Origin of the sequence: Nitrosomonas sp. JL21 (assembly GCF_009833095.1) — a bacterium.
In the GTDB taxonomy this organism is placed as follows: domain Bacteria; phylum Pseudomonadota; class Gammaproteobacteria; order Burkholderiales; family Nitrosomonadaceae; genus Nitrosomonas.
The window spans coordinates 1-15,168 of record NZ_QRCB01000030.1 but is presented as its reverse complement, the minus strand read 5'-3'; the positions used below and the strand labels follow the sequence as shown (position 1 = coordinate 15,168).

Genomic DNA, 15,168 nt, shown 5'->3' with positions numbered 1-15,168 from the left:
ATTATGATCAGCGACTGCTCCCTGTCAGTCGTCGGTTCTGGCCGGGCGTGCAGCACTGCCTACACTTCGCCCGCCATACTGTCGCGAAACAGCATTTTCATGCTGGATGAATTCATCGATCGAAGGCCCTGAAAGAACATGCTTCTCCAGCCGGCGCACCTGCTCATCAAGCCGGCGAATCGCGTTCAACTCTTCTTCGCGTCCGAGCTTGGCTTTCAGAAGAGCCGACTTCAATACACCGATCGTTTCATCATACACCCGCACCGGAACGGGAAAAGGATGACGATCCTTGCCACCATGCGCCAACGAGAATCGCGCCGGATCGGAAAAACGATATGGAGCACCGTGCAATATTTCAGCCACCATTGCCAAAGCCTGGACAGTTCTCGCCCCTATTCCGGGTATTAACAACAATTCAGAAAAATCCTTCGGCCCACGCTCCGCCGCAGCCATCAATGTGGCCTGCAATCGTTTGGTAGAAATGTCGGCACTGCGAACCTCATGATGATCGGGCATGCACAGATGAGGCAGCGCAAGCTGTTGCTGACGTGTCGCCCTTACCAATTGTGGTTTCAAAAGAATGATTTCATTGACAATTCGTTCAGGACTCATGGATTGCAGAAGTTCTACTTGACCGCTGCGGGATTTCTCAGCGCGATGATCGGTGAGATTGATGATGTTGCCCTGGGCCTGTCCTTCGATTGCCGTGTGCGGTGCTTCAACAAAACTTTTGAGATCTTCCGAAAGCCAATGGTAGCGCCTGGCCTGCTTGGTGACTTCATTCATTCCCTGCTGAATGACTGCCCATTTACCCTCGTCAGTCACAATGAAGCTATGCAGATAAAGGGCATAGCCGTCTTGAATGGCTGCACTGTCCACTTTAGCGACCAACCTGCTGGATTGCGCCAGTTGCTCGCCATCCAGGCCGACCCGCTGTCCGATTGCGGCCAGTTCCAGTGGTGTTTGACGGGAGTATTTTCCCCGGCCTCCGCAAACATGAATGCCCAATTCACGCGCCCGTGGCGCCAACCCTCGCTTCAGTGCACCTATCACACTGGTGGTCATGCCTGAGGAATGCCAATCCATTCCCATGACCGCGCCAAAAGATTGGAACCAGAAAGGATGAGCAAAACGCCGCAACACCTCATCGCGGCCGTAATGATGAATGATCGCCTCAGTCATAACCACCCCAAGCCGCGTCATGCGATCGGCCAGCCATTGCGGAACATGGCCATAATGCAGAGGTAAATTAGCGCTGCCTGTTCTTTGAGCCATAGCGGATTCCTGCAAGTATCTTATTCCTGCCTGTTCAATACTTTTAAACGAACTTCACCAGAAACCTGTCACAATCTCCTATTCATAATATTTGTACGGAATCAGGCGCGGCGGTCGCACTGGAAAGAATTCTCGGCAAAATAACTTATCTCGCTTCAATCCAGAGACTGCGAAAACTCTTGTCCTGCACGCGCGTTAGACCTTTGCAATGCTTGCCGGCGATTTTTTTTGAGCCATCATCGCTCAGAATATGAATCTTCGATGTGACGCCTGGCATGATCATAAGCGCTTCAGGATGCAAATCGTGAAAATCAATGTTCAATGATTCCGGTGGCTCAATCGGGTTCCCCGACCACTGATAAAGCTGGAAAGTGCCATCGTCATCGTAGGGACCTGCCACGATGAAATAGGCTTTGCGGGAGACAGAGTAGTCGATGCTCCGGATGCCCCGTCCATTCAATGATAAAAGCAGCGGTTTGCCAAACTTTGGTGATTTACCTTTGATGAGAACCTCATCGGGATTTTTCAGGGGAACCAATAGTGCTTTACCGCCTGGTATGGGATTTCGAAACCCAATCAACAAATCCCCGTCCGGGGTTTGCGTCAATCCTTCGATGTTCAATCCGTGTTCCGATTCCGGAGCATGTCGAGCAGCTTTATCCAATTGATATTCATTCAATTCATCGAAATCCTTGAAGGCCTTGATCAAGCCCTGGAAGGGCTTGCCAACGGGCTTCAAATCGACGGAAGTCCCGCTCACTTTGATATCCGTTGCAAAAAAACGGTGACGATTGGGCCGTTGTTTGCCATCTTTGTTAGCGCCATGCGAAGTAATCCAATAAATGCGATTACCAATCAACGCCGCGCCTTCAATATCAGCTTCCGGGTGCTTAGGATCCGTATGCAAGTAAGCACTGAGATCGAAAGAATGCAATGCTTCGCCCGATCGGTTATTGCGGTAGATTCGGATGATGTTGTCTTCATCGTTGGCGACAACGAACACTTCCGGCCCAACCGCTACGGCTGCGGAGGCATCACACATGCCGCGATGCTCGAGCAGCGAGAAATCAGTATCTGCACTGATCGTAGTCACGAACAACGATAACGTAGCCCCCAACAGCAAAAAAAAGAATGTTCTCATGACAGATATTTGTGAATTGCGCTTATATTCAAGATGAGCTTGGCTGTAGAATTCAATGTGAATCTGCGTACACGATTGAATAGTTCCAGACCAGCCGGCCTTTGATAGCTTGGTTGGAGTACAAGGTGATAACTTTTTTAAAATCTCTTGCTTGCCTAGGCGGAACCATAATATAGACATATTCTTCAGTTTCGTAAAAAATGATGCAGTTGAGCTCTTCATGATCATTGCATTCCTTCACGCTTAATTTTAACTGCAGACCATTCAGTGGATGTTTCTCGGAGCCATTGAAAATCCGGCCGGTCATTTCATAATCGTTGTTCAAGGGCGCGAATGATACATTTTCCAGCCTCAATTCCGGCGGCAGAATTCTATTTCTGACTTGATGAGCTTCATATTCCTGATAAACCCATACCATCAAGCCACAAAACACTAGCAGCATCGTCACGGACAGCGCAAATTTCCTGAATCTCACCGATACGATCAGCAGAATCAATACACTTACGATGGCAAACCATTTCATCATTCATCGCCTTTCAAAATAAATATCATAGTGGGTGATCGAATTCAGTTTTACTGAGTTATCTGAATTATTTATATTTACCCGAGCCTGCTTCGGCATTGGGTTCCAGAAGCCTGAACAAGCCTTTTTTCAATTTCGCGGTAACGATCGCATGACGGTTCTGATGCCTTGCTCTTTTCCGATCGGATAACGCATAAGAAATGATCTCTGCTGAAACCTCCTCCAGATTGAATCCTTGCTGCTGCAATGGCTGATCGAAATCGCGCGGATAGGAATCCGCTCCACGGTGCAGCCGTATGCTCTGCTTCTGGTAGGCATTGAACGCCTGGACTGCGGAACGTCCGTGAATCAACGAGTAATTACCCTCATAATCCGGGTGGCGGGTCACGTGACTGTCAGAGAAAGAATCCTGAATCACATGCAACAAACTGCCGAGCGCGATATTCTGCACATCCTGTTTGGGCGGCAACCACGGCGTATCGGCGCAGTCCAGCACTCCCACCGCGGACGGGGGCATCACTTCCCGCGTACATTTGAGAGAAAACAAATAGGCTGGCGTCCAATTCAATCGTCTGCCGTTTTTGGTAAAGTATTTTTTCACAAACTGAGCCGTTCTTGGCGTCAGAAAATTTCCCAGTTTCCTGAAAGGTGTCTGAACAGGGATATATCCTGACGCCACCTTATAAGTCAATTCGATCCAGCTCAGTATCGCATTACGCGTCAACTGAGCCGACTCCGTTTCAGTGGAAGCCATCGCATGCAGGAATTGCAGATCGGCATGATGACTCCGGTAGAACAAATCAAAATTCTCATTGATTCCACCTTGCTCGGCAAGTTCACTGGCGCGCTCGAAATTCATCAACCATTGACGGGGATATTCGGGCAAAAAATGAAGCGGATCGTCATTCCAGCGCGCGCCTCTGATGACTTTCTTGATCAAATCATCATCGATCAACTCGGCGCCCGGCATGTGTGAATCTCTGACCAAAAATAATGTCTTTACTGTCAGTTCTTCATGCACGGGATGGATGATCGAACTCACCATCATCTCCAGCGCAGGCTGCTCGAAAGTTTGCACTAGTTCGGCGCCGCCGTTGTATTCTTTAAAGGGGTTAATATCAAAGGCCAGAGCATTCGTTCCATACGTCACTAATAATGCGGCCAGAATGAAAGGATTGATCATAAATCGTGTACTGATGATGTGTCAGGGATGTTTGTGGATATGGATATAAAAATAAACCAATCTTTCCAAATTTAAAACAATGAAAAAAAATCTTGAACTCGCTAATAACGTATCGTTGCTCATCGCTTTAGCGCTGGTACTGGGCTTTCTTTATTGGGCAAGAGTCATCGTAATCCCAGTAGCGCTTTCCATTCTGCTCACTTTCTTATTATCGCCCATAGTAACATGGCTGCAGCAGCACGGTATCGCTCGAGTGGTTGCGGTAGTTCTGGCTTCGTCTCTTGCGTTGAGCAGCATTGGGGGCGCTTTGTGGGGAGTCACCAATCAGATCGGAAGCTTGTTAGATGCTTATCCGCAATACGAAGACAATATCCTGTCCAAACTTCATCAGATCAATGAACGCGACCGGGATGGGTTATTAGATAAATTACAGGTCATTACCCAGCGCATCACTGAGCAACTGGATAACTCGGTAGAGACTTTACCGGTTGCCAGCACCGAGAAAGAAAAGATCGAGATTCAGCCCGTACGGGTCATCAATGACGGCCCGTTCCAACTGTCGCAGTTATGGTCGGTTTTCGGCCCGATGCTCGAGCCTCTGGCCAATGCCGGTCTCATCATCGTACTCGTCTGTTTCATGTTGCTGAATCGGGAAGATCTGCGTGATCGCGTCATTTCATTGATTGGTGTGGAGCAATTGGTGCACACGACCCGGGCATTTGAAGATGCCGGGGAACGCGTGAGCCGGTATCTGCTGATGCAATTGCTGATTAATCTAGGCTATGGCGTAACTGTCGGACTCGGTTTGTGGTTGATCGGCGTCCCCTACGCAGCATTATGGGGATTTTTCGGCGCCTTGTTACGCTACATTCCTTATTTGGGCGCTTGGCTGACAGCAATTCTGCCCATCACGCTCAGCCTGTTGATCTCACCGGACTGGTCATTGGCAATCCAGGTGATTGCGATTTTCTGTGCATTGGAATTGATCACCAATATGATTGTTGAACCCCTGCTGTATGGCCGTGGCATGGGCGTATCTCAGGCGGCTTTGCTGGTCTGTGTCGCCTTCTGGACTTGGCTGTGGGGGCCGATCGGACTGATTCTGGCTTCCCCTTTGACAGTCTGCATCGTGGTACTGGGTCGCTATGTTCCCTACCTGAGTTTTCTCGACACCCTGCTCGGTGACCGGCCGGCACTTTCGCTTGGTCAGCGTTTCTATCAACGCTTATTGGCAGACGATGTCGATGAGGCTACCGGATTGATAGAGCAGGAGCTGGAAGACAGCGAACATACCCTGCCGCAAGTACTTGATGATTTGGCTGTCCCTGCATTAGTGCAAGCCCGGATCGATTTTCGTAAAGGCACGATGGATATCGATGAACAAAAAGAATTCATCGATAATTTGAAAAATGTCATTGAAGCCGAAGACAAAAATTCAGTCGAAAAAACTGACGAACAACTTGAGCTGGCCGAACGTAAAGTGATTCTGGCCATTCCTGCCCGCGATGCGACGGATGAGCTGGCCGTCACGATGTTAGGAAAATCGATATCGAATGATCACTTCGACTGGCATGAGATGAATTCCTTGGGATTAGCCACGGACACCCTGGCCCAGATCGTTCAGCTGAAGACGGGCATCGTCGTGGTCGCTTCAGTTTACCCGGGCAGTCTGGCGCATACGATTTATCTGTGCAAACGCATCCGGGCGCGATTCCCGGAAGTCATGATCGTCGCCAGCAGACTGGGCATAGACGATCCCGAAATGATGAAAAATAATTCCGATAAACTACAGGCCGTGGGCGCAAAGATCGTGACCCACACGCTTGAAGATACGCTTCTGGAGCTCGATAAATTATATCTGCTGGACGTGCCACACGCTGGCTAACAGTCAAAATCTGAATAACCCCGATTTGGAGTACAAGCGCTCGATGAAAACGGAATCCTGTGGAGAACCCATAAATAGCCGATATCCGCGGAGAAAGCTCTGAAAAAACCGGCGATTGAAGTATAAACAACATGTGTCTGATTGAGAAAAGGAGATCATTTTGTCTGTCCGATAGCGCACAGACGCTTTTCTCTGCTGTTCAGTATTATCCTTCTAAGTGAAGGAAATATAACCACAAAACAATCACGAGCGTTTTCGGATTGTTAACATACGCTGGCTATCGAAATTCGAACAAGGAGGGTATGTTTGTGAAAGAGTTCGGATTTTCCCTCTTGAATAGACTCGGCAGTGTTCATGAAACCGAATTATTGAGTTCCGAGTTATTCAGCATTGAACAATTGAAGCGTCACGCCGTGATGCTGGCGGAATCGCACACGCTCGACCTCCATCCGGGACCGGATCGTTTATTACCGCGATTAGCGGATAACGAGCGGGTCATTTGGGCAGCTTATGATATCGTCACGGCCGCTGTCGCGCCGGGACAGCGCATATTCCCAGCAGAATCGTGGCTGCTCGATAATTTCTATCTCATCGAACAACAGATCAACCAGGCTCGCCGGCATCTACCCCGCGGCTACAGCCGCCAGTTGCCGCGATTGAAGAATGGCTCATCAGGCGGCTTTCCCCGGATTTATGAATTGGCCTTGCAGCTCATTTCACATATGGACGGCCGGATCGATAAGGATAATGTCACTCAGTTCATTGCTGCCTATCAAACGGTCGAGCCGTTGAAGCTGGGGGAATTATGGGCATTTCCGATCATGCTGCAGTTGGCGCTGTTGGAAAATATCCGCCGCGTTGCTCTGCGGATTGCACGCCGGCGCGAAGAGCTCGATGCGGCAAGTAAATGGGCAGACCGCATGCTGGTCATCGCTGAAAAGGATCCCAAGCATCTGATCCAGTTATTGGCTGAGTTTGCCAATGCCGATGTGCCGCTCACTGCGCCTTTCGTAGAAGAATTTTATGCTCGACTTCAGGCTCACGGAACTACCATAGCATTTGTACAGGCATGGGTCGAACAAAAACTTTCTGAACAAGGAGTAACTGCAACCCAGCTATCCGAAGCGGCAGGCAGAACTGCCGCGGCCAATCAATTATCGATCGCCAACAGTATTGGTAGCTTGCGGTTCATTGATACCATGAACTGGCGGGATTATGTCGAATCGCTCAGTATCGTCGAAGATATATTGAGCGAAGACCCTGCAGGCGTGCACAAATTGCAGGATTTCGCCACGCGTGACCGCTACCGGCATATTATCGAAGATCTCGCCAGAAACAGCGCGAAAGCTGAGCTCGCAGTAGCGCGCGAAGTTATTGCATTGGCACGCGCAGCAGCCGATCAGTTCGGTACCGGCAACCGCACCGCGCATGTCGGCTATTACTTGATCGACGACGGCCGACTTACCCTGGAACACGCGCTTGAATATCGGTTGCCATTGGGAGCACGAATCTGCCGTGTGTGTCGACAGTACAGCTTATGTCTTTATCTGGGCGTTATCGGGCTGATAACTGTCCTGGCAACTGCACTTGCAATGTCTGCGCTGGATATCGGCCCAGGAGACTGGCGTTTCTGGTTTTTTACGTTCACTGGCCTTATCGGTGCTTCAGCAATGGCAGTTACATTGGTCAATATGCTGATCACGCTCATCTTACCGCCGCGCCCGCTGCCACGGCTCGATTTTTCAGATGGCATTCCGCCGACGCATCGCACCATGGTTGTGGTACCCACTTTGCTCAGTACTCAGCAAGATGTCGACAAACTTCTCGAAGCGCTAGAAATCCGCTATCTCGGCAATCGTGATCCTAATTTGTTTTTTGCCCTATTGACGGACTTTCGCGATGCACCGCAGCACACTTTACCAACGGATGACGCGTTGCTTGAGTATGCCCGTAAGGCCGTAAATTCCCTAAACGCAACTTACCATGAAGACCGGCCGAACATTTTCTATCTATTCCACCGCCCACGGGTCTGGAATTCATACGAGAAAGTCTGGATGGGATACGAGCGCAAGCGCGGCAAATTGGAACAATTCAATGCCCTGCTGCGCGGAGAAGCAAAAAACGCCTTTTCTGATATCGTGGGTGATCCATCGATTCTCGAATCGATCCGTTACGTCATCACATTGGATACCGACACGCAACTACCTCGGGAATCGGCCTGGCCTCTGATCGGCAATATGGCTCATCCGCTGAATCGGCCGGTATACGATCCCGATCGAGGACGGATCATTGAAGGGTATGCGATTTTGCAGCCCCGCGTATCGATCAGCCTGATCAGCGCAAGTCAATCGCGCTTCACTGCATGGTTCGCGGGAGAATCGGGCATAGATCCTTATACGCGCGAGGTATCTGATGTTTATCAGGACATATTTGGCGAAGGATCATTCGTCGGCAAGGGCATTTACGACGTGAATGCTTTTCGGCAAGCCATCGACGGGCGTTTTCCCGAGAATCTTATCCTCAGTCATGATTTATTGGAAAGCGGATATGCACGTTCAGCGTTGGTTACGGATGTCGATCTCATAGAAGAACATCCTGCCAGTTATGCGATCGAATCAAGCCGACGGCACCGTTGGATACGCGGAGACTGGCAACTGGTCGGCTGGATGTTTTCACATGTATCCGGGCCAGCGGGTGCAAATGGATCGAAAGCACGACGGCAGCCGAACCCCCTGACTGCCTTGTCGATTTGGAAAATATTCGATAATCTGCGCCGCAGTCTGGTTGCTCCCGCCTTGCTGGCTCTGCTGATCGGTGGCTGGCTATTGGGTCCCGGACCAGCCTGGCTATGGATGGTATGGGTAGCCGGTATAGTCTTTCTGCCGATTCTACTCGGTGCAGCCATCCAATTCATACGTAAACCGGCGGAAAGGGACTGGTGGGTACATTTGAACTTGACCAGCAAATCAACAGCTCATCCGCTCATCCTTGCAGCGCTGACGTTGACTCTGTTGCCTTATGACACGAGAATCAATCTGGGCGCTATTCTATACTCCGGATTGCGCATGCTGTTCACTCGGCGCGGGTTGATGTTGTGGCATTTGCCCGCTTATACACGCCGCAATGCCAGCACCACGCTATTCGATTTTGTGCTGGAAATGTGGACGGCGCCTGCCCTGGCGATAGTGCTGGGATATGTTCTGATGAGCAATACAAGCGCTGAGTCGGTGTTCTATGCACCCGTCTTACTGGCGTGGTTGCTATCTCCCGTGGTCGGCTGGTGGATCAGTAAGCCCCTGGTAACGCCAGAGCCTCAGTTGACAGCCGATCAACGCTTGTTCTTGCGCACTTCCGCGCGCAGGACTTGGCGTTTCTTTGCGCAATTCGTCGGCCCTGACGATCACTGGCTCCCCCCCGACAATTTCCAGGAACATCCATCACCCATCATTGCCACCCGCACCTCTCCGACCAATATCGGCATGTCACTGCTGGCTCATCTGGCAGCGCATGATTTTGGCTATATTTCAACCGACGAATTTCTGCAACGTATTGGCAAAACCGTCGAAACGATGGAAAAGCTGGAACGCTACCTCGGTCATTTTTACAATTGGTACGATACTCGCACATTGCAACCGCTGCATCCGCAATATGTTTCTTCAGTTGATAGCGGCAACCTCATCGGTAGCTTGCTCACGTTGCAAGCCGGGTTGGCCGAACTTAAAGATCAACCCATTATATCCATGAATATTTTTCATGGTCTGCAGGATACGTTACGAATACTAGGCGAACACATTCCGGCCTCGCCGAATTCGGAACTGGCGCGAAAAGTGGAAGCATTGGAGCGAAATGTTCAACTCCTGACAATTCATGAGCCGGCCCAAAAAGCATGGGCTACCATTGATCACCTGTTGGCTGAGATACTTCGCATCAGTGACGAAACGATGGCCTGTCTGCCAGCAGATATCGATATTGATGGCGAGCTCTATTATTGGGCGCGGGCATTTAATCAACAAGTTTCTGGATTTCAGCAAGATTTCCGTCATTTGATGGTGGAATCCCACCACCACTTCGACACGATTCCGACGCTGGCTGAATTAGTGATTGAGACATCGATCGACAGAACGGCAGAAGCAACGGTCAAGGCATCCAGAATTGCGGTGCAGCGAATTGAAGTGATCGATAGTTTGATTGATCGTTGCGGTAAGCTGGCCCGCATGGATTTCGAATTTTTGTATGACACATCGCGCGACCTACTCGCCATTGGCTACGACGTGGGCGAACGGCGACGCGATCAAGCCTGTTATGATCTGCTGGCGTCCGAAGCTCGGTTGGCCAGTTTCTTACTTATTGCACAAGGGCAATTACCACAAAAGCATTGGTATTCGCTGGGTCGGTTGCTGACCAGTCATGGCGGAGATATCAGCCTGATTTCCTGGAGCGGCTCGATGTTTGAATATCTCATGCCGCGCCTGATCATGCCGAGTTACGAAAATACCTTGTTGGAGCAAACCTGCAAAGCGGCGGTATTACGTCAGGTCGAATATGGTGAACAGCGCAATGTGCCTTGGGGGATTTCTGAATCCTGCTATAACGCAACCGATGTTCAGCAAATTTACCAGTATCGCGCGTTCGGTGTCCCCGGTCTCGGCTTCAAACGAGGATTGGGAGACGATCTGGTCATTGCACCGTACGCCTCTGCATTGGCCTTGACGGTCATGCCCCAGGTAGCCTGCAACAATCTGCAAACGCTTGCCGCGATCGGACTGGTGGGTGCCTATGGGTTTTACGAAGCCGCCGATTACACACCATCGCGTGTGCCGCGCGGCAAAGCCTGTGTCACTGTCCGTACCTTCATGGCGCATCATCAGGGCATGAGCCTGTTGGCCTTGGAACAGGTATTGCTCAACTCTCCGATGCAACGCCGCTTCATGTCGGATCCTTTGATTCAGGCCACAGCGCTGTTATTGCAGGAGCGCGTACCGAAAAAAGGCGCCACCTTGCATCCCCACGCCGCGGAAGTCACAGCGGCTGCGCGTCCAGCCATTGCAGAATCGGGCACGATCATGCGGGTGTTTACCGATCTGAATACACCGATACCGGAAGTTCATCTGTTGTCCAATGGACGCTATCACGTCATGGCGACACATGCCGGGGGCGGTTACAGCCGATGGCATGACATCGCCATCACACGCTGGCGCGAGGATGCGACTTGCGATAGCTGGGGGACTTTCATTTATTTACGGGATCAAGAATCCGGTCGATATTGGTCCACAGCATATCAGCCTACGGTACAGAAAGCTGATCACTACGAAGCTATTTTCGTGCAGGCGCGCGCGGAATATCGCCGCCGCGATTATGCCATCGAAACACATACCGAGATCAGCGTTTCGCCTGAAGATGACGTGGAAATTCGTCGTGTCACACTGACTAACCAATCCTTCCGCACTCGTCACATTGAAATCACGACCTATGCAGAGGTGGTGTTGGCACCTTTGAACTCCGACTTGGCACACCGTGCGTTTAGTAATCTGTTCGTACAAACAGAAATTATTCCGGATCGTCATGCCATTCTGGCCACGCGCCGGCGTCGGATGCCGAACGAGCAGATACCCTGGATGTTTCATTTATTGGCAGCCCCTGGGGTAATGATCGATGAATCATCCTATGAGACAGATCGAGCCAAATTCATCGGCCGTGGCCGAACAGTCGCCAATCCAGCAGCGTTGACTGCCAATAGCCGGCAGTCTCTGCTGTCGAATACCGACGGTTCGGTGCTGGATCCGATCATGGCAATTCGTCGCACCATTACCTTGATGCCCAACGAATCTGCTACGGTGCAAATCATCTCAGGTATAGCGAGCACACGTGAAGCCGCCCTGATGTTGCTGGAAAATTATTGTGACCGGCACTTCGTAGATCGAGCCTTTGAAATGGCATGGTTCCACAGCCAGGAAGTGCTGCGTAGTCTCAATGCAACCGAAACAGATGCGCAAATGTATGGCCGTCTTGCCAGCTCGGTTATCTTCAGCACACTTTTCCGCCGTACCGCGCCAAGCATTATTGCCCGCAATCAATTGGGGCAAGCTGGCCTGTGGCGCTTCGCGATCTCCGGAGATTTACCCATCATATTGATACGGATCGGCAATCTCAATCGTATCGAATTGATAAGACAAGCTCTGCAAGCACATGCTTACTGGCGAATGAAGGGATTAGCATCCGATCTGGTCATCGTAAATGAGGATTTCTCGGGTTACCGAGCAGTGCTGCACGATCAAATCATCGGCTTGATAAATGCTGGATCCGAGGCACAGATCATTGACAAGCCCGGAGGAGTATTCGTTCGTCGTACCGAAGAACTGTCGGAGGATGAGAGAGTCTTGCTTCAAACGGTCGCTCGGATCGTATTCAGCGACACAGCCGATACCTTGATCGAACCATTGGAACGGCGTATGTCGTCTCAACGCATCGCTGATCTATTGGAGCCCCGGTTGCTGCCGGTGCCTGAACCTGTCTTTCCTCCGCCAAAGCGCGAACGGCTTTTTTACAACGGCTTTGGCGGGTTTACGCTTGATGGGCGTGAATATGTCATTACGCTGGATTCAGGTGTAAATACGCCCGCACCGTGGGCCAATGTGATTGCCAGCCCTCATATTGGCATGGTGGTTAGCGAGCGCGGCAGCGCATACACTTGGGTAAATAATGCTCACGAATTTCGATTGACGCCTTGGCATAATGATCCAATCAGCGATACCAGTGGTGAGATGTTCTACCTGCGTGATGAAGATACTGGGGTTTTCTGGTCACCGATGCCACTACTTACCAGTAGTCCTCATGGATATGTATGCCGGCATGGGTTTGGATATAGCGCATTCGAACACTCCCAAGTTGGTATCTCGTCCGAGCTCTATACCTATGTCTCAATGGACGCTCCAGTTAAATTCGTGGTCATCAAATTGCGCAATGATTCAAAACGGCCACGGCGAATGTCGCTGACCGGCTACTTCGAACTCGTGCTGGGTGAGTGGCGCCATACCAATATAATGCACATCGTGACTGAAATGGATCCGCATAGCGGTGCATTATTCGCTCGAAATGCCTATAGCCGCGAATACGCCAAGCGAATTGTGTTCGCGAAAGTGAGCGAGAAAGAACGCTCAGTAACGGGAAATCGCACAGAATTCATTGGTCGGAATGGCTCATTATCGAATCCCATGGCGATGCGTCGTAAACGGTTATCTGGAAAAACCGGAGCTGGCCTCGACCCTTGTGCAGCCATTCAGACTCATATCGATCTGGCCGAAGGACAAGAGCGTGAAATCGTATTCATATTCGGTGCAGCTCATGATACGGATGAAGCCCAACATTTCATTCAACAATATGGCGGAGTCTCGGGCGCCCGGCAAGCATTGGAAGCAGTTTGGGGATATTGGAATCATACATTGGGTGCAGTCCATGTAGAAACGCCAGAGCCTGCGCTGGATGTACTGGTGAATGGCTGGCTGATTTATCAAACTTTGTCTTGCAGGCTTTGGGGCCGCAGCGGTTATTATCAATCGGGTGGCGCTTACGGTTTTCGTGATCAATTGCAGGATAGTATGGCACTGGTTCACGCAACGCCCTGGCTCGTACGCGAGCATTTGATTCGGTGCGCTGAACGCCAATTTCCGCAAGGCGACGTACAGCACTGGTGGCACCCTCCTAACGGTCAAGGCGTTCGTACTCATTTCTCCGATGACTATCTGTGGTTACCTTATGTTACCTACCATTATGTGCGAACCACTGGCGATACCGGCATATTGGATGAGCCAATTCATTTCTTGGAAGGCCGCGAATTATATCCCGAAGAAGAAGCTTATTATGATCAACCCCAACGTTCTGGAGAATCAGCTAGTCTCTATGAACATTGTGTACGTGCGATAAAGCATGGCTTACGTTTTGGTCAGCATCAATTGCCATTGATGGGATGTGGCGACTGGAACGATGGAATGAATCTGGTAGGGCAAGACGGCAAAGGTGAAAGCGTCTGGTTAGCATGGTTTTTATATACAAATCTTCATTTATTTGCAGATTTGGCGCAAAACCGCGGAGATGATGCTTTCGCCCAAATCTGTAATGAACAGGCCAAGCAATTACAGCGACATGTTGAAAACAATGCTTGGGATGGCGGTTGGTATAAGCGCGCATATTTTGATGATGGCACACCGTTGGGTTCATCCAGCAACGATGAATGTCAGATCGATTCAATCAGTCAAAGCTGGGCAGTAATTTCAAAAGGCGGAGATTCTGCGCGTGCGCGTCAAGCCATGAATGCAGTGGACAAATATCTGGTTCGACGAGATAAAAAATTAATTCAATTGTTTGATCCACCGTTCGATAAATCAGCTTTAGAGCCAGGATACATCAAAGGTTATGTACCTGGAATCCGCGAAAATGGAGGCCAATATACCCATGCCGCCATTTGGTCTACGATGGCATTTGCTTTATTAGGAGATCGAGAACGAGCATGGGAACTATTCGCTATACTCAATCCCGTCAATCACGGCCGTACGCCAGCAGAGATTGAGCGTTATAAAGTTGAACCCTATGTGATGTCCGCTGATATATATGCGATAGAACCGCATATAGGGCGCGGAGGCTGGACATGGTATACCGGAGCCGCTGGCTGGATGTATCGACTGTCAGTAGAAACACTGCTGGGCTTACATTTAGAGGTTGATCACCTTCGCATAACCCCACGAATTCCGGATCAGTGGAGATCGTATCTGGTTCATTATCGATTTAGAGAAACCTTTTATCACATCACTATTCGTAATAATAAAGAAAAAAGTCAGCGTGAGAATCTTTTAATACTTGATGGCATTACGGTGGACAATGTGAATATAAACGAAACAGGTCAACCACTATACCGACTTCCTTTAATAAACGACCATCAGCAACATTACGTAGAAATAATTCTATGAATCTTTATTGTTTATAAAAAACAGCTTAACAACTTGTAGGGAAACCAAATGTTACTTATTTTAGGTGTAGTAATTCAGACAGCCTGTTGAAAACCCCCTAATACTACGTCGAGTTAATAATAAAAAGGAGCTTCACTATCGACCACCGGTAAAGATCAATGCAAGGCAAGCAAACGCATCAACAGGAATTATTCTCGACGA

The 15,168-nt window shown here is 49.9% G+C and carries 6 protein-coding genes; 2 read left to right on the top strand and 4 right to left on the bottom strand.

Going from position 1 to position 15,168, the window contains the following annotated elements:
- Positions 1-24 precede the first annotated feature (24 nt).
- From ABF87_RS10095 to ABF87_RS10080, 4 genes are all read right to left on the bottom strand, one after another.
- Positions 25-1,275: a DUF763 domain-containing protein gene (locus tag ABF87_RS10095; RefSeq protein WP_160829004.1), complete on the bottom strand. Its 1,251-nt coding sequence runs from the start codon at positions 1,273-1,275 to the stop codon at positions 25-27.
- A gap of 145 nt (positions 1,276-1,420) precedes the next feature.
- Positions 1,421-2,416, bottom strand: a complete 996-nt coding sequence (locus ABF87_RS10090) for a DUF3616 domain-containing protein (protein WP_160829003.1) — start codon at positions 2,414-2,416, stop codon at positions 1,421-1,423.
- A gap of 52 nt (positions 2,417-2,468) precedes the next feature.
- Positions 2,469-2,942, bottom strand: a complete 474-nt coding sequence (locus tag ABF87_RS10085; protein ID WP_240143625.1) for a hypothetical protein — start codon at positions 2,940-2,942, stop codon at positions 2,469-2,471.
- A 64-nt stretch (positions 2,943-3,006) separates the two neighbouring features.
- Positions 3,007-4,122, bottom strand: coding sequence for a hypothetical protein (locus ABF87_RS10080; RefSeq protein ID WP_160829002.1), 1,116 nt, complete (start codon positions 4,120-4,122; stop codon positions 3,007-3,009).
- 79 nt (positions 4,123-4,201) lie between these two features.
- Between ABF87_RS10080 and ABF87_RS10075 the strand changes: the two genes are divergently transcribed.
- Together ABF87_RS10075 and ABF87_RS10070 are read left to right on the top strand one after the other, a co-directional pair.
- The gene (locus ABF87_RS10075) at positions 4,202-6,007 is read left to right on the top strand and encodes an AI-2E family transporter (RefSeq protein WP_160829001.1); all 1,806 of its coding nucleotides are present in this window, start codon (positions 4,202-4,204) and stop codon (positions 6,005-6,007) included.
- A gap of 302 nt (positions 6,008-6,309) precedes the next feature.
- Positions 6,310-14,967 carry a glucoamylase family protein gene (locus tag ABF87_RS10070; protein WP_160829000.1) on the top strand — a complete coding sequence of 2,886 codons (8,658 nt, stop codon included), beginning with the start codon at positions 6,310-6,312 and terminating at the stop codon, positions 14,965-14,967.
- Positions 14,968-15,168 lie beyond the last annotated feature (201 nt).

Excerpts from the sequence above, each read along its gene's own strand:
- ABF87_RS10095 (WP_160829004.1), bottom strand. The coding sequence starts at position 1,275 with ATGGCTCAAAGAACAGGCAGCGCTAATTTACCTCTGCATTATGGCCAT.
- ABF87_RS10090 (WP_160829003.1), bottom strand. The coding sequence starts at position 2,416 with ATGAGAACATTCTTTTTTTTGCTGTTGGGGGCTACGTTATCGTTGTTC.
- ABF87_RS10085 (WP_240143625.1), bottom strand. The coding sequence starts at position 2,942 with ATGATGAAATGGTTTGCCATCGTAAGTGTATTGATTCTGCTGATCGTA.
- ABF87_RS10080 (WP_160829002.1), bottom strand. The coding sequence starts at position 4,122 with ATGATCAATCCTTTCATTCTGGCCGCATTATTAGTGACGTATGGAACG.
- ABF87_RS10075 (WP_160829001.1), top strand. The coding sequence starts at position 4,202 with ATGAAAAAAAATCTTGAACTCGCTAATAACGTATCGTTGCTCATCGCT.
- ABF87_RS10070 (WP_160829000.1), top strand. The coding sequence starts at position 6,310 with ATGTTTGTGAAAGAGTTCGGATTTTCCCTCTTGAATAGACTCGGCAGT.